The organism is Gilliamella sp. ESL0443 (assembly GCF_019469165.1).
Lineage (GTDB): Bacteria > Pseudomonadota > Gammaproteobacteria > Enterobacterales > Orbaceae > Gilliamella > Gilliamella apicola_E.
The window spans coordinates 1,584,672-1,601,362 of record NZ_CP048263.1 but is presented as its reverse complement, the minus strand read 5'-3'; the positions used below and the strand labels follow the sequence as shown (position 1 = coordinate 1,601,362).

The following is a 16,691-nucleotide window of genomic DNA, read 5'->3' as shown; positions in this document are numbered from 1 at the left end:
GGTTCTATCTCATTACTGGAGACATATTCGCACAAGGTTAATGACCTGACGAGTAACCTCATCTTCTCCTTGATCTTCCGGAGTTAATATGGAAAATTTACGCACCGTTCAGGATTATATACGCTGGACCACGTCACAACTTAGTCAATCAGATATCTTTCTAGGGCATGGAACAGATAATCCTATAGATGAAGCTAAACAACTTATCTTAGCAACGTTAGGCTTATCATTATTTATTCCCCCTGAGTTTTATGCATCAAATCTAACTAGCGATGAAAAACAACAATTAAATGCGATCATCAATAAGCGAATTACTGATCGCTTACCAACACCTTACTTAACCAATCAAGCATGGTTTTGTGGTCACTGCTTTTATGTTGATGAAAGAGTATTAATACCTCGCTCTCCGATAGGCGAATTGATTAACAATCAATTTAAAGACTTAATTATTAGTCAACCAAAGAAAATCTTAGATCTTTGTACCGGTAGTGGCTGTATTGGGATTGCCTGTGCTTATGCCTTCCCTGAGGCGCAAGTTGATATTACCGATATCTCACTTGAAGCTCTTGATGTTGCTCAAACCAATATTGAAATGCACGATATGCAATATCAAGTCACCCCAATTCTATCTGATCTATTTAATGGATTACCTGATAACAAATATGACTTAATCGTCACTAATCCGCCTTATGTCGATGATGAAGACATGAATGATCTTCCAGACGAATTTTTATATGAACCAAAATTGGCGCTTGAAGCTGGGCTTGATGGGTTAGATTTAGTGAAAAGAATTTTACATGATGCAAGTAATTATTTAACACCAGAAGGCTTATTAATTTGCGAAGTCGGCAACAGCTGGGTATCTTTACAAGAACAGTATCCAGACGTACCATTTAACTGGATAACTTTTGAACATGGTGGACTTGGTGTATTTTCACTGACCTATAATGACTTAAAAGCTTATCAACACTATTTTAAATAAATTAAATATAAAAAATAAAATCGGAATAGAGAACTATGGCAGGAAATTCAATTGGTAAATTATTTAAAGTCACTACCTTTGGTGAATCACATGGCATTGCATTAGGATGCATTGTCGATGGTGTACCACCAGGACTGAGTTTAAACGAATCCGATATGCAACATGACCTTGATCGTCGTCGCCCAGGATCATCTCGCTACACAACTCAGCGTCGCGAAGCGGATCAAGTAAAAATTCTTTCAGGTGTATTTGAAGGGGTAACTACAGGAACCAGCATTGGATTACTTATTGAAAATACTGACCAACGTTCGCAAGATTATAGCAAAATAAAAGATATCTTCAGACCTAGTCATGCTGACTACACCTACCAAAAAAAATACGGAATTCGTGATTATCGTGGTGGCGGTCGATCATCAGCTCGTGAAACCGCCATGCGAGTTGCTGCAGGTGCTATTGCTAAAAAATATTTACATGAAAAACTGGGTATCACTATTCGCGGCTATTTAGCTCAAATGGGTGATATCGAGTGCCAACTAAAAGATTGGCAACAAGTAGACCAAAATCCTTTCTTTTGCCCTGATGAAAGCAAATTGCAAGCTCTTGATGAATTACTAAGAAAACTAAAAAAAGAGGGTGATTCTATCGGTGCTAAAGTTTGTATAGTGGCTGAGCATGTGCCAGTAGGGTTAGGAGAACCAGTCTTTGACAAACTCGACGCCGATCTTGCCCATGCCCTAATGAGCATCAATGCCGTCAAAGGCGTTGAAATAGGCGACGGATTTGCTACTGTCAACAAACGCGGAAGTGAAAATCGTGATGAAATTACCCCTGAAGGTTTTTTATCTAATCATGCTGGCGGTATTTTAGGCGGTATTAGCTCCGGGCAAACCATTTTGGCAAGTATTGCTTTAAAACCTACGCCAAGTATTGAAATTGCCGGGCAGTCGATTAATGTTTATGGTGATAGCGTTGAAGTATCGACGCATGGTCGACATGATCCTTGTGTGGGGATCCGAGCAGTACCAATTGCTGAAGCAATGGTTGCAATTGTTTTAATGGATCATTATCTTCGACATCGAGCACAATGTAGTGATGTAAAATAATCATGAGTTACGAATTACTGGCTTTACTTTTTTTTATAGCCATGTTGGCTGGTTTTATTGATTCTATCGCTGGTGGCGGTGGGCTATTAACGGTACCGGCACTTTTGGCGGTTGGCTTACCGCCAGCCAGCGCTTTAGCCACCAATAAATTACAAAGTACTGGGGGATCTTTCTCTGCCAGCCTTTACTTTATTCGTGAACGCATGGTTGATTTAAAACAGCAAAAATTCGCAATTACCTGTGCCTTTATTGGCTCGGCGCTTGGCACATTATCCGTCATGCATATACAAGCTGACTTCTTAAAATTACTCTTACCGATCTTAACTATTAGTGTTGGGCTCTATTTCTTACTCTCCCCGACCATTGGGGAAAATGACCGTAAAAGTCGTCTAACCATAATCCAATTCGCCTTATTACCAGCATTAGCTATCGGATTTTATGACGGTTTTTTTGGGCCCGGAGCTGGCTCATTTTACGCACTCGCCTATATCACCCTTGCCGGTTTTAATTTAACCAAAGCCACTGCACATACCAAAGTACTCAATTTTACCTCTAACTTAGCGGGCTTAATCTTTTTTATTGTTGGTGGAGAAGTGGTATGGTCAATTGGTCTTGTTATGCTTGTTGGTCAATTTATTGGCGCAAGATTAGGGGCCAAAATGGTTATCGCTAAAGGGCGAAAATTGATAAGACCAATGCTTATTACCGTTTCCACTATTATGAGTATCAAACTCATCTATGAAAACTTCTTTTAGTTATTCCGTTTTATACTAATAAGTAGGGTTTTCATAACAAACTTGTTGTTGTTTTGTAGTTGAAGTTAAAAGACTACAAAAATGAAACGGTATACACTCCTCAATCTTTTTTACAAAAATTATTTGATATTGAATAATTTCATATTAAATATCTTCTTCTAAACCATAAATATTTCTTAAATTTCTTGTACAAAACTGTAGCACTATATCTTTGTTGTTATGATTATTATCTTAGATATAAAAAAACACAAAAAAGTTGGTAGAAAAATCCAGGTTAATATTTTAATTATAAAACAATTGGTTATAATAAGAGTGTTCCCTATATACATAGGGATAAACCGAAACTGGGCTGCACGTTCTATTGTAAAAGACGGTGTTCCCTATATACATAGGGATAAACCGCGGACTTTAAATGATGCTAGGGTAATAATTGAGTGTTCCCTATATACATAGGGATAAACCGCAATAGAAAACGAGCTTTGCGACTGGTTCGAAGTGTTCCCTATATACATAGGGATAAACCGCAGGCAAATTTAATCGTTCAGCTAACTCTGTTGTGTTCCCTATATACATAGGGATAAACCGGCAAAAAAATAGTAATTTGCGTGGGCGTGGGAGTGTTCCCTATATACATAGGGATAAACCGATTTACATGTAATTGCTACATTACTGAGCAACGTGTTCCCTATATACATAGGGATAAACCGAAACTCAATATGGTTTGAAGATTTTTAATAAAGTGTTCCCTATATACATAGGGATAAACCGAGCACCGGACTTACTTTTTTGTCTGATGATATGTGTTCCCTATATACATAGGGATAAACCGCAGTTTAGCCGTCTAAATGACGGCTTTTTTAAGTGTTCCCTATATACATAGGGATAAACCGGCATACCATTCACGTCGCACCCTATTTCAGTACGTGTTCCCTATATACATAGGGATAAATCGTACAAAATTCAGTAAAAATTTATTTAATTACTAAATTGAAGAAGTGATTTGTTATCATTGTGGTATCTATATAGGAAACTGGTAAGATATATTGATACTAGATAATTGATGAGTATGATAATTATCGACGATCCAAAGGTGAATAACAGCAATGAATTATATTGTAAACAAAATGCTATATTAAATTAAACAGTCTATCTATTTTGTTAAATTGGATTTTTGAGCTATAGTTTTTACTGCACATATAATTATATTTAATATATAGTTAAATTTATATTGCAAAATGATTTGCTTATAACAATCCATTAAGTGATGCCATGAAACTTCAACAATTACGTTACATTTTAGAAATAGCTCGCTCAGGCTCGATTAATGAGGCTGCTAAGAATCTTTATATTACTCAGCCTAGTCTTTCTACTGCGGTTAAGGATTTGGAAGCCGAATTCGGTATCGAGATTTTTGTAAGAACATCAAAAGGGGTTTCACTTTCGGCTGATGGTGTGGAATTTTTGGGGTATGCTAAGCAGGTTTTAGATCAAGCTCAATTGTTGGAGCAACATTTTTCAAAAAAAGAACCCTCTAAGCAGTTATGCAGTATTTCAACGCAACATTATGCGTTTGCAGTTAATGCGTTTGTTAATTTAATCAAGAAGAATCATACAGATGAATATGAGTTTACCTTACGTGAAACGCGGACTTACGACATTATTACTGATGTTGCCAATTTGCGTAGTGAAGTGGGTATTTTGTATCTGACCGATTTTAATCAAAAGGTTATTTTGCGACTGCTTAAAGAGCATCGTCTTACTTTTAATCCTTTGTTTGAAGCCGATCCTCATGTGTTTATTAGCACCCATCATCCTTTAGCTGCTATGAAGTCGTTGACGCTTGAAGATTTGGAGGATTTTCCATATCTCTCTTTTGAACAGGGTGAATATAACTCTTTTTATTTTTCGGAAGAGATTTTAAGTACCGTCTATCATAAGAAAAGTATTCATGTAAGTGACAGAGCGACGTTGTTTAATTTATTGCATGGGTTAAATGGTTATACAATTAGTACTGGCGTGCTCAGTACTGATTTGAATGGTTCGGATATTTTGTCTATTCCTTTAGCCGTTGATGAGAAGATTTTAATCGGTTGGATAACTTCGCAAAAAGCGCAATTAAGTTTGTCGGCGCAAAATTATATTGAAGCGTTGAAAAAGCTTATCCAAGAAGAATATGGTTTTAAACTTAAATAAGCGTTTTAAATTACTAAATCAAATTGCTATTTCAATAAATTCCAGTATAATTGCGCACAATTCATATATTGATTATATGAATACCGAGGAATGTCTGAATTAGAGATCGGTCATTCCATTTTTTTATTTATTTTAAGAGGTTTATTATGTCTCTAACTGTAGAAGCAAAAGCGAAAATCGTTGCTGAATATGGTCGTGGTACTAACGACACTGGTTCAACTGAAGTTCAAGTCGCTCTTTTAACTGCGCGTATTAATGATTTACAAGGTCATTTTTCTGAGCATAAGAAAGATCACCATAGCCGTCGTGGTTTATTACGTATGGTTTCTAGCCGTCGTAAATTATTAGATTATTTACGTCGTACAGACTTTGACCGTTATAACCAGTTGATTCAAAAACTAGGTTTACGTCGCTAATATTTATCTACTTGAAAAGAGGCTTAGGCCTCTTTTTCGTTGTATAAATTTAGGGCTTTGCTATAATGCTGAGCTCGAAAAGCATGTTTAATTGCTTTGTAGAGAAAAATTAATAAAAATAGAAGATTATGTCTCATGTTTCGCGCGACTAATGAGAGCTCTATAATTTATAGATTTGTCATTAGTCGTGACAGTGAAATAATCTTTTGTTGAGTATCCCCCACATGGTTGAAGTGTGTATCAATATGTTCCAGCATTGCGCTGCTTCCTGTCGAAATATCAAACTTCAACATGATTTATAACAAGAGGAATTTATTTTGTTTAATCCGACATATCAAAAATTTCAATATGGTCGTCATACAGTTACATTAGAAACGGGTATTATGGCGCGTCAAGCAACAGCTGCGGTTATGGTCAATATGGACGATACTGCGGTTTTTGTGACTGTAGTAGCTAATAAGAAAGTGAAAGAAGGGCAAGACTTCTTTCCTTTAACCGTTAACTATCAAGAACGTACTTATGCAGCAGGCCGTATTCCAGGTGGTTTCTTTAAACGAGAAGGTCGTCCGAGCGAAGGCGAAACGTTAATTGCTCGTTTAATTGACCGTCCACTTCGTCCTTTATTCCCAGAGGGTTTTGTTAATGAGATTCAAATCATTGCAACTGTGGTGTCTGTAAATCCAGATGTTAGCCCTGATTTGGTTGCGATGATTGGTGCATCGGCTGCGCTTTGTTTATCTGGCGTACCGTTCCATGGTCCAATTGGTGCAGCACGTGTTGGTTTTATCAATGATGAGTTTGTGCTAAATCCATCAGTTAAAGAGCTAGCATCAAGCCGTTTAGATTTGGTTGTTGCAGGTACCAAAAGTGCCGTGTTAATGGTTGAATCAGAAGCTGATTTGTTAACTGAAGATCAGATGTTAGCTGCGGTGGTTTTTGGTCATGATCAACAACAAGTTGTTATTGATAATATTAATGAGTTTGTAGCGAAAGCGAACTGTGAAAAATGGGATTGGGTTGCACCAGCTAAAAATGAAGAGCTGTTTAATGCCGTATCTGAGTTAGCTAAAGCTCGTTTAGGTGAAGCTTATCGTATCACTGAAAAACAAGCTCGTTATGCACAAATCGATTTGATCAAAGAAGAAGTGTTAGCGGTACTTAAAGAGAAAGACGAAGAGCTTGATGAAAACGAAGTTATCAATATTATTGTTGATTTAGAAAGTCAAATCGTTCGTCAACGTGTTATTGCTGGTGAGCCACGTATTGATGGTCGCGAAAAAGATATGATTCGTGCGCTTGATATTCGTACCAATGTATTGCCAAGAACGCATGGCAGTGCTTTATTTACACGTGGTGAAACTCAAGCACTAGTGACAGCAACTTTGGGGACTGAACGTGACGCTCAGATTATTGATGAGTTAACTGGTGAGTATACTGAGCGATTCTTATTACACTACAACTTCCCTCCATACTCAGTAGGTGAAACTGGCATGGTTGGTTCGCCAAAACGTCGTGAAATTGGTCATGGTCGTTTAGCTAAGCGTGGTGTTGCTGCTGTAATGCCAAGTAAAGAAGAGTTCCCATATACTGTTCGTGTGGTTTCAGAGATTACTGAATCTAATGGTTCTTCTTCAATGGCTTCAGTTTGTGGTGCTTCATTAGCGCTCATGGATGCAGGTGTGCCAATTAAGTCTTCTGTTGCAGGTATCGCAATGGGGCTTGTGAAAGAAGGCGATAACTTTGTGGTGTTATCTGATATTTTAGGTGATGAAGATCATCTAGGTGATATGGACTTCAAAGTAGCTGGTACCCGTGAAGGTGTGAGTGCACTTCAAATGGATATCAAAATTGAAGGTATCACTAAAGAAATTATGCAAGTTGCATTAAATCAAGCTAAAGGTGCTCGTTTGCATATTTTAGGGGTGATGGAACAAGCAATTAATAAACCTCGTCAGGAAATTTCTGAATTTGCTCCTCGTATCTATACGATGAATGTTAATCCAGATAAAATACGCGATATTATCGGTAAAGGTGGTGCTACGATTCGTGCACTAACTGAAGAGACTGGTACTACCATTGAAATTACTGATGATGGTACAGTTAAAATTGCGGCAACTGATGGCAATAAGGCTAAAGATGCAATCGAACGTATTAATAATTTAGTTGCTGATGTTGAAATTGGTAAAATCTATACTGGTAAGGTAACCCGTATTGTTGATTTCGGTGCTTTTGTATCAATTATTGGTGGTAAAGAGGGACTTGTTCATGTTTCTCAAATTGCTGATCACCGTGTTGAGAAAGTTGCAGACTACTTGAAAGTAGGTCAAGAAGTGAATGTTAAAGTACTTGAAATTGATCGCCAAGGTCGAATTCGTTTAAGTATGAAAGATGCTGTTGAGCCGAATTCTGATGTTGAGCCAGCAGCTGAATAAGATATTATTCACCAGGAGTTAAAAAATGAGATTATTCAACCTGAGGATGTTGTGCTGTATTCTTGCAGTCATTATTTTGTCAGGTTGTTCAAATTCTCAGCCGTTACTTGTTGCTCCTGAGCAAGTTACCTATGACGATGAATTGAAAATAGCGCAAATTAGTCAGCAGTTATCAAGTCGCGATCTTGATACCCCATCTAGGATGCAGCTTATTTTTGAACGAGGAATTATTTACGATTCATTAGGTTTTAAAGCATTTGCACAAAGTGATTTTAACCATCTTTTAAGCTTTAACCCAGAAATTCCAGATGTATATAATTTTCTGGGTACTTATGCGTTAAGAGACGGTGATTTCGATAATGCGATGATGGCGTTTAATACAACATTAGAGCTGGATTCATCTTATGCTTATGCCTATTTCAATCGTGCAGTAACTCTGTATCGTACAGGGCATTATCAAGCTGCAAAGCTTGATGCAGAAAAATTTTATAAATATGATGTCAATGAGCCTATTCGGATTTTATGGCTTTATTTGATTGAAAAAGAAATAGATAAACAAGCTGCCTTAACTCAGCTACAAAAACGTTACGATCTTATTAACGATAAATCGAGTTATGGCAGTAATATCATTGCATTTTATTTAGGTAAGATAAGCGAATCTAAATTAATGCAAAACCTTCAACAAGGTGTTGAAAATGATCGGCAATTAGCCGAGCGCCTTTGTGAAGCTTACTTTTATTTAGGTAAGTATTACCAGAGTAAAGGTAACAGTGAGCGTGCCAAAATGTTATTTAAATATGCTTTAGCAAATAATATTTATAACTTTGTTGAACATCAACAGGCGCTCTATGAAATTAAGTTACTTGACGAAAAGTAACAAGGGTCATGCCAGTTTAAAAGTGAAAATATTGTTATAGCGTAGTTCTGATTTGCCCAAAATATATTCTCGATTCTTTACATGTTTCTTATCAATTGTATTTTTTCAAATATCAATTGCATTAGAATAAATGGCTATTTGATTGAGTAAGTATTGGTTGTTAGTTATTGGGGTGAGTTGTAAATTTTCAATTTAGTGAGCTGGCATAAATTTATATAGGCTTCTTTATTTTGGTATAGTCATAATTTGTGATGTATGCAGTAATCCTCATGAATTATCTTGATTAATAACGATCAAATGTAATCCTAACCAAATATTAAGCGTATATAGGCAAATTTATAAGCGAGTTTACATGACAAAAGAAATATCTTTTATTGACCTTGGTTTATCTGAGGAAATCCTTAATGCATTAAATGATCTTGGTTTTACCAAACCATCACCAATCCAAGCTGAATGTATTCCCTTACTCTTAGAGGGTAATGATGTATTAGGTATGGCTCAAACAGGTAGTGGTAAGACTGCAGCCTTTTCAATCCCTTTTTTAATGAATATTGATGCTAATTTGAAAGCGCCACAATTATTGGTTTTAGCACCAACACGTGAGCTAGCTATTCAAGTTGCTGATGCTTGTGCTGAGTATTCTAAATATGTAAAAGGGGTTAAAGTATTAGCTCTTTATGGTGGTCAACGTTATGATGTGCAATTGCGTGCATTAAAACAAGGCCCTCAAATTGTTGTGGGGACGCCTGGTCGTTTATTAGATCATTTAAACCGTAAGACTTTAGATCTTTCTAATCTTAAAGGTTTAGTATTAGATGAAGCTGATGAAATGCTAAGAATGGGCTTTATTGATGATGTTGAAAGCATTATGGCTTCAATTCCAGAAGAGCATCAAACGGCGCTGTTTTCAGCAACTATGCCAGCCCCAATTCGTCGTATTACTAAACGTTTTATGCATAATCCAAAAGAAGTGCAAATCAAAGGGACTAATCAAACGGCTCCTGATATTGATCAAAGCTATTGGTTAGTACGCGGTATGCGTAAGAATGAAGCAATTGTGCGCTTCTTAGAAGCTGAAGATTTTGATGCTGCGATTGTTTTTGTGCGTACTAAAACTGCAACTTTAGAAGTAGCAGAAGTATTAGAAAAACACGGTTATAGTTGTGCAGCCTTAAATGGTGATATGACGCAACAACTACGAGAACAAACACTCGATCGTTTACGTAATGGTCGGTTAGATATTTTAATTGCAACCGATGTTGCAGCGCGAGGGTTAGATGTTGAGCGTATTAGCTTAGTAATTAACTATGATATTACACTTGATTCTGAATCGTATGTTCATCGTATCGGACGAACTGGGCGCGCTGGACGAGCAGGGCGAGCGATTTTGTTTGTGGATAGTCGTGAGCGTCGTTTGCTAAAAAATATTGAGCAAACTATCAAGAAACCCATTCCGGAAGTGGCACTACCATCTAAAGAATTGCTTGAAAAACGTCGTTTGGCTAAATTTACTCAGCAAGTTCAACAACAACTTGAGAGTGCGGATTTAGATCAGTATCAATCGTTATTAACTCAAATCCAAGCTGATAGTGGTGCAGATCTTGAAACGATTGCAACTGCACTGTTACGTTTAGCACAAAGTGATCGTCCGTTAATTCTTCCTCCTGATCCGGTCTTTAAACCAACAAGAGAGTATCGTGATGGTCGAAGTGGTGAGCGCCGTTTACGAGGCGATAATCGTGAGTCTCCAAAACGTCGTGAGCGTCGAGATGTTGGTGAGATGGATATGTACCGTATTGAAATTGGTAAAGAAAACGGTGTTGAAGTGCGCCATATTGTTGGTGCAATTGCCAATGAAGCTGATATTAGTAGTCGCTATATTGGTAATATCAAACTTTACGAGACTTATTCAACAGTAGAATTACCAAAAGGTATGCCTAAAGATATCCTTAAGCACTTTGAGCGCGTTAGAGTGCTAAATCAACCGATGAAAATGAGTTTAGTTACAGGTAAACCATCTGAAGCTAAGCGTGGAAGTAGAAGTAGTAAACCTGAGTCTAAGGATAAAGGTTTTGCGAAAAAACGGGGTCGCCCATCAGCACCTAAGTTTTAGAACTTTAATTCATCTTAAACCTCTGCATCTTATGGCAGAGGTTTTTTTTCATTTAAATTGTTGCCAGCATTTTTGGGTAACATGATAAAATCAATCATCGCCAATAAAGTCATTCCTGCCACCATAAATAATGCTAACCGAAAATCTTCAATCATTATCTGATTATGTTTATTATAGCTTGACGCAATAAATAGAAATAAGGCACTTAAAACAATGCCTAGCACGTTGTTTAGTTGTTGAAAAAGGGTTGATAAAATATTAGCGCTTTGCATTTCGTTTTTTTCAATTTCTGAAAAACTTAAGGTTGTTATTGTAGTAAATTGGATCGAACGTGTACCACCAGAAAAGAATAGAACCAATATAATCCAAATGATTGGTGTTTTTGGTGTGAAGAGCGCACACAATACAAAACTAAATGACAATAATAGACCATTAACGATTAGAATTTTACGAAACCCAAACTTGTGAATTAAAGGTGTATTAATGGTTTTGAAAATGATATTTCCTGCGAATAGTGAAAGTAATAAGGAACCAGCTGTTAATGGTGACCATCCAAAACCGACTTGAAACATTAGTGGTAAAATAAATGGAGCGCTGTTCAAGCCCATCCGTATTAGTGAGCCTCCAAAGAAGGTCATTCTAAATGTGCGTTTTGAAAATGCGTATAAGCTAATTAATGGGTATTGTGTGTGCGTGAGATGATAATAGGCGAAGATTAATATTAGGCAACCTGCAAAGGAAGTGCCGAGAGCTAGCCATAAACGACTATTTGAGTGGGAAACCATTTCAAGTCCATACACAAACAATAATAAGCCTAAGCCACAAGCGATAAATCCAACAATATCAAATGAGCGTTTTTCAGGTAGTTCTTTAGGTAATAGGTGATGAGCGAAAAATAATGCAATAAAGCCTAATGGAATATTGAGGATAAATATCCAATGCCAAGTGAGATATTGGGCAAAAAATCCACCAATAATGGGTCCCATCAATGGTGCAATTAAACCTGGCCAAACGAGAATTGATATTGTGCTAACAAGATGCTGTTTTTCAGTTCGACTTAGTACTACTGTTCTACCTACTGGCACCATTAATGATCCCCCTAAACCTTGAATCAATCTTGCGATAGTAAACATGGTTAGGTTAGTTGATAAAGCACACAATATTGATGCCAACATAAATAATATAATTGAAATCGAGAAGACACGATAAGCTGTAAATCGATTTGCGATCCAGCCACTCGCGGGAAGGCCAATTGTAAGTGCTAACATATAGGCGCTAATACCGATAGATAAATCTTGTGGATTAGTTAAAAATGATTTCGCCATTGCGGGAATTGCTGTGGTTATCACCGTAGCGTCTAGATTTTCCATGAAGAAGGTTGCCGCTACTAAAATAGCCATTTTACGAATGTGATTATAGTGTTCCATAATATTACAAATTAATTCAAAAATATAAAAATTAGGAACTAATATACGCTAAAAATTTTTGCCGTGGTAAAGCTTTTTTACATTTTGCCCTTGGTGTTTATTCAGAGTATACTAATACCAATTCAATCGGTGAACAGAGGTATAGGATGACAGATTCTCTAAATAAATGTAAAGCTAATGAAACACCAGCTTGTTGTTGTGTTGATGTCGGCACAATTATTGATAATGAAGATTGTAGTGCAGAATATGAAAATATTTTCACAACTGAATCAGAAGCAAAAGCAAAATTAGCCTCTTTGACACAAGCAGCTAAAGATGTTGAAACAGAACCTTGCGAAATCAATAGCAGCATCGATAAAGTAGAAAATGGCTATAAATTGACAGCTAAATTTACTTTCTGTTGTGGTGCAGAATGTATGATCTTCCAATTAAAATTACGTTAATTCCTGTTTTATGAAGATTTGTATTATGAGGCATGGTGAAGCAGTTTTTTCTGCTTCATCTGATGCAAGTCGATCATTGACTGATTTTGGTAGAAAACAAGCCAGTTTGGCTGGTATATGGCTTAATCAGCAAGATTTCAAATTTGATTTAGGGTTAGTTAGTCCTTATCTAAGAGCACAACAAACTTTCTCTGAATTGTCTTCATACTGCCACATACCTAAAGTTGAAAGTGATAATTTTTTGGTGCCAGGTGGAAGTCCTTCCCATATTGTCGATTTATTAATGACACTTCCCGCTCGTGGGATCGAGAATGTAATTATTGTTTCCCATCTTCCTTTAGTTGGTTATTTGGTTAATGAATTATGTCCAGATGTTTCACCACCAATGTTTCCTACAGCTGCTATTGCTTGTGTTGAACTATCATCCAATGCGGCAGGAAAGTTAGAATGGTTTCATGCAGTGGAATAAAAAAACTTAATCTTTTTGATTTACCGTTAACAGGTCGAACGCTGATAGAAGCGTCGGCTGGGACTGGTAAAACCTATTCGCTCGCATTCATTTATCTCCGGTTATTACTTGGGATTGGTAAAAATAACTATCCTACACCGCTCGAGGTTAATCAAATTTTAGTTGTGACTTTTACAAAAGCTGCAACTCAAGAACTTAGATCGCGAATAAGACAAAATATCCAAGAACTGCGTTTAGGACTTTTACAAGGTCGTCATGAAGATCCTATCTATCAACAGCTAATTGATTTAGTTGAAGATACAGATGATGCTATCCAAAGACTAACTCAAGCTCAACAATCAATGGATGATGCAGCGATTTATACTATCCATGGTTTTTGTCAACGCATTTTAACTAGCCATGCTTTTGAATCTGGGGTACTGTTTGAGCAGACGCTAATTACTGATGAGCAAGACCTAAAGTTACAAGTTGTCCAAGATTTTTGGCGTCACTATTTTGTTCCGCTTGATAGAGCATTAGTTTATTTAATTCTTGATTATTGGCAAGATCCAAAATCATTATTAACAGATATTAATCCTTATTTAAATTTTGAATTTGATCAATCGCAAGAAGAGAATTTTGACATTACTAAAAAGATCGAGCAGTTTTATCGAAAACATCTTGAGCAGATCGAATTAGTTAAAAAACTGTGGTTAGATTCTGTTGCAGATCTTCCTGAAATCATTGCTCGATCAGGAGTTAATAAACAATCTTATAATAACCGCTTTTTACCGAATTGGTTTGCTAAAGTGACTGCTTGGGCTCAATTACCCACCCAATCATTCATAATACCTAGTGAATTAACTAAATTTAGCCAATCGATTTTAATTGAAAAAACTAAGCAAGATAAAGATCCTCCTGTTCATGTTGTTTTTGAAAAGATCGATCGGTTATGCAATAGTGCTATTGATTTACGTAGCGAAATTTTAATGGATATCGTTAGCGTCATTCAAAAAGGTATTTATGCGCAAAAAGTTAAACTTGGTAAGATGAGTTTTGACGATTTATTAAGCCAGCTAAATCGCGCCTTACGAGCTAGAAATGGAAAGCGATTAGCACAAAGTATTGCGCAAAAATATTGCGTGGCCTTGATTGATGAATTTCAAGATACTGATCCTGTGCAATATAAAATCTTTGATCGTATCTATGGTTGTTATCCTGAATCAACCGGTTTACTGTTTATTGGTGATCCGAAGCAAGCTATTTATAGTTTTCGTGGTGCGGATATTTTTACTTATTTAAAAGCGAAATTATCAACCGGTGAAAATAATTTTACTATGCAGGTTAATCATCGCTCCTCATCGTCTATGGTTGATGCAGTCAATGCACTATTTAGCAATCATCATAATCCTTTTATTTTTGAAAATATTTCTTTTTTTCCAATGGAAAGTGCTGAAAGAAATCAGCATAAAGGATTGATCATCAATCAACGTGAAGTTAATGCGTTAACAGCCTATTTATTACCTGATGAAGTTACCACAAAAACAGATTATCAAGAACATATTGCTAGCTGTTGCGCTAAGCAAATTGTGACTTGGTTGACAGATCCAACAATTTTGATAAAGGATAAAGATGAGCATCGTTCAATCACCACTGCTGATATTGCGATTTTAGTCCGAACTGGGCGCGAAGCCGAAATCATCCAACAAAAATTGGCTGCTTTTGGGGTTAAAAGCGTTTATTTATCCAATCGCAATAGCGTATTCCTATCTAAAGAAGCACAAGAGATTCTATATCTATTACAAGCTGTTTTAATGCCGGAAAATGAAGCGGCTTTGCGTTTAGCTTTAATGACGACACTATTAGGGCAAACAATGGCCGAGCTAGAGCAAATTATCGATGATCAAGATAAATGGGAAGGGTTGATAGAGGAGTTCAAACAGTACCAGATTATTTGGCAATATTACGGTGTATTAGTAATGTTGCGGCGGATGATGAAAAAGCGTAAGTTAGCTGAAAATATCCTAGCTAGCCCAAATGGTGAACGTACATTAACTAACTTCATGCATTTAGGCGAATTGCTGCAAGAAGCCGCTGATGAACTAGATAGCCCACATGCTTTGGTTCGTTGGTTATCTAGGCAAATTGTCAGCCCTGACTCTAATATAGAAAATCATGAACAACGCTTAGAAAGCGATGAAAATTTAGTAAAAATTATTACGATCCATAAATCAAAAGGTTTAGAGTTTCCTATCGTATGGATACCATTTGCTGCCCAATTTCGTAATTCAGATAGTCAGTTTTATCATGATAAAAATAATGATTATCAACCCACTTATGCTTGGTTATTAACCGATGATGTCAAACAACAAATTGAAGATGAACGTTTAGCTGAAGATCTACGATTACTTTATGTGGCGATGACGCGCTCAATCTATCATTGTAGTGTTGGCTTAGCATCATTGAAAAAGAGTCAATCAGCAATTGATTATTTATTAAAAGGCCAATTACGCTCGATTGGTAAATTTGCTGATTTGGTTGAACTACAATTACCTATATTGGGGGAGCAGTATACTGCCACAGAAGCTCCTAATATGTTACTGGCTGCTAATGAATTTAAACGTAAATTATCTAATAGTTGGCGAGTGACAAGCTATACCGAGTTACAAAAACATAACAATGGTTTTAATTTAGCTAGTGATTGGAGTGAGAGTCGTGTACAGCCAAATGCTTCTTTATTATCTGAGGTGCAATATGATATTCATCATTTTCCAAAAGGTGCTTATGTTGGTACATTGTTACATTTCATTATGGAAAATTTAACGCCAAGTAATGCCGATGAATTATGTACAACTACGATTAAAAAATTGGGTTTGGATGAACCTTGGTTAAGGGTACTAAATGATTGGCTTCAACAAGTATTAACAACTAAGCTACATCAAGATTGTTCGACATTAGCCAGTATTTTAAATAGCAAATGCATTAATGAACTACAATTTTATTTTCCTATTCGCCATGCCCTGACTAGCTCGCAACTAGATAGTTTATGCAAACAATACGATGATTTATCTAAACAGTGTCCACCTTTAGATTTTGAAACGGTACAAGGCATGTTAAAGGGATTTATCGATTTAGTGTTTGAGTATCAAGGTAAATATTATATTGTTGACTATAAATCAAATTGGTTAGGTGATGGTATGGAGGCCTATACTGAGCAAGCATTAAATCAAGTAATGTGTGAGCATCGTTATGAATTGCAATATCAACTTTATTGTTTGGCGTTGCATCGATTTTTGCGAAGTCGTTTACCCGACTATCGATATGAAACTTATTTTGGCGGAGTTTACTATCTATTCTTACGTGGGCTTCCGGATAAAGGCGTTTTTTACCATCTACCAAAACAAGAGTTTATTGAGAAACTTGATAAATTGTTTGATGGTGAGAATTTAGCTTAAATAAAAAGGCACAAATAGTTGTGCCTTTAATTTTTTGAAGAAATTAT

12 protein-coding genes and 1 CRISPR repeat array are annotated in these 16,691 nt (G+C 36.5%); of the genes, 11 read left to right on the top strand and 1 reads right to left on the bottom strand.

Annotated elements, in window-relative coordinates; all coding sequences use genetic code 11:
- Positions 1-88 precede the first annotated feature (88 nt).
- From prmB to GYM76_RS07265, 8 genes are all read left to right on the top strand, one after another.
- Positions 89-982: a 50S ribosomal protein L3 N(5)-glutamine methyltransferase gene (gene prmB / locus GYM76_RS07300; RefSeq protein ID WP_065734290.1), complete on the top strand. Its 894-nt coding sequence runs from the start codon at positions 89-91 to the stop codon at positions 980-982.
- Positions 983-1,017: 35 nt separating this feature from the next.
- Entirely contained in the window at positions 1,018-2,085 is a 1,068-nt protein-coding gene (gene aroC / locus GYM76_RS07295; protein WP_220225048.1) for a chorismate synthase, read from the top strand.
- Between the two features lie 2 nt (positions 2,086-2,087).
- A complete protein-coding gene (locus GYM76_RS07290; RefSeq protein WP_220225047.1) occupies positions 2,088-2,840 on the top strand; it encodes a TSUP family transporter in 753 nt (250 codons plus the stop codon).
- Positions 2,841-3,152: 312 nt separating this feature from the next.
- Positions 3,153-3,792: a CRISPR direct-repeat array (repeat unit 29 nt; unit sequence GTGTTCCCTATATACATAGGGATAAACCG).
- A gap of 317 nt (positions 3,793-4,109) precedes the next feature.
- The gene (locus tag GYM76_RS07285) at positions 4,110-5,033 is read left to right on the top strand and encodes a LysR family transcriptional regulator (protein ID WP_065562201.1); all 924 of its coding nucleotides are present in this window, start codon (positions 4,110-4,112) and stop codon (positions 5,031-5,033) included.
- Between the two features lie 146 nt (positions 5,034-5,179).
- Positions 5,180-5,449: a 30S ribosomal protein S15 gene (gene rpsO / locus GYM76_RS07280; protein WP_065562200.1), complete on the top strand. Its 270-nt coding sequence runs from the start codon at positions 5,180-5,182 to the stop codon at positions 5,447-5,449.
- A gap of 317 nt (positions 5,450-5,766) precedes the next feature.
- A complete protein-coding gene (gene pnp, locus GYM76_RS07275; RefSeq protein ID WP_255561341.1) occupies positions 5,767-7,881 on the top strand; it encodes a polyribonucleotide nucleotidyltransferase in 2,115 nt (704 codons plus the stop codon).
- Between the two features lie 25 nt (positions 7,882-7,906).
- A complete protein-coding gene (nlpI, locus tag GYM76_RS07270) occupies positions 7,907-8,758 on the top strand; it encodes a lipoprotein NlpI (RefSeq protein ID WP_220225046.1) in 852 nt (283 codons plus the stop codon).
- Positions 8,759-9,110: 352 nt separating this feature from the next.
- Positions 9,111-10,871, top strand: coding sequence for a DEAD/DEAH family ATP-dependent RNA helicase (locus tag GYM76_RS07265; RefSeq protein ID WP_220225045.1), 1,761 nt, complete (start codon positions 9,111-9,113; stop codon positions 10,869-10,871).
- Positions 10,872-10,900: 29 nt separating this feature from the next.
- On the opposite strand, the gene GYM76_RS07260 is transcribed toward GYM76_RS07265, so the two are convergent.
- Positions 10,901-12,298: an MFS transporter gene (locus GYM76_RS07260; protein ID WP_065562197.1), complete on the bottom strand. Its 1,398-nt coding sequence runs from the start codon at positions 12,296-12,298 to the stop codon at positions 10,901-10,903.
- 146 nt (positions 12,299-12,444) lie between these two features.
- On the opposite strand from GYM76_RS07260, the gene GYM76_RS07255 reads away from it, so the two are divergent.
- Genes GYM76_RS07255 through recB form a run of 3 tightly spaced genes read left to right on the top strand, consistent with a single transcriptional unit; the run spans position 12,445 to position 16,644 of the window.
- Entirely contained in the window at positions 12,445-12,741 is a 297-nt protein-coding gene (locus tag GYM76_RS07255; RefSeq protein WP_065562196.1) for a YfcZ/YiiS family protein, read from the top strand.
- A gap of 25 nt (positions 12,742-12,766) precedes the next feature.
- The gene (gene sixA, locus GYM76_RS07250; protein WP_220225044.1) at positions 12,767-13,210 is read left to right on the top strand and encodes a phosphohistidine phosphatase SixA; all 444 of its coding nucleotides are present in this window, start codon (positions 12,767-12,769) and stop codon (positions 13,208-13,210) included.
- The gene (recB, locus tag GYM76_RS07245) at positions 13,189-16,644 is read left to right on the top strand and encodes an exodeoxyribonuclease V subunit beta (protein WP_220225043.1); all 3,456 of its coding nucleotides are present in this window, start codon (positions 13,189-13,191) and stop codon (positions 16,642-16,644) included. The genes sixA and recB overlap by 22 nt, the downstream gene beginning before the upstream one ends.
- Positions 16,645-16,691: the final 47 nt, after the last annotated feature.

Bases quoted from the DNA above. Each gene is read 5' to 3' on its own strand.
- rpsO (WP_065562200.1), top strand. From the start codon at position 5,180: ATGTCTCTAACTGTAGAAGCAAAAGCGAAAATCGTTGCTGAATATGGT.
- nlpI (WP_220225046.1), top strand. From the start codon at position 7,907: ATGAGATTATTCAACCTGAGGATGTTGTGCTGTATTCTTGCAGTCATT.
- GYM76_RS07260 (WP_065562197.1), bottom strand. From the start codon at position 12,298: ATGGAACACTATAATCACATTCGTAAAATGGCTATTTTAGTAGCGGCA.
- GYM76_RS07255 (WP_065562196.1), top strand. From the start codon at position 12,445: ATGACAGATTCTCTAAATAAATGTAAAGCTAATGAAACACCAGCTTGT.
- prmB (WP_065734290.1), top strand. From the start codon at position 89: ATGGAAAATTTACGCACCGTTCAGGATTATATACGCTGGACCACGTCA.
- GYM76_RS07285 (WP_065562201.1), top strand. From the start codon at position 4,110: ATGAAACTTCAACAATTACGTTACATTTTAGAAATAGCTCGCTCAGGC.
- aroC (WP_220225048.1), top strand. From the start codon at position 1,018: ATGGCAGGAAATTCAATTGGTAAATTATTTAAAGTCACTACCTTTGGT.
- recB (WP_220225043.1), top strand. From the start codon at position 13,189: ATGGTTTCATGCAGTGGAATAAAAAAACTTAATCTTTTTGATTTACCG.
- sixA (WP_220225044.1), top strand. From the start codon at position 12,767: ATGAGGCATGGTGAAGCAGTTTTTTCTGCTTCATCTGATGCAAGTCGA.
- GYM76_RS07290 (WP_220225047.1), top strand. From the start codon at position 2,088: ATGAGTTACGAATTACTGGCTTTACTTTTTTTTATAGCCATGTTGGCT.
- GYM76_RS07265 (WP_220225045.1), top strand. From the start codon at position 9,111: ATGACAAAAGAAATATCTTTTATTGACCTTGGTTTATCTGAGGAAATC.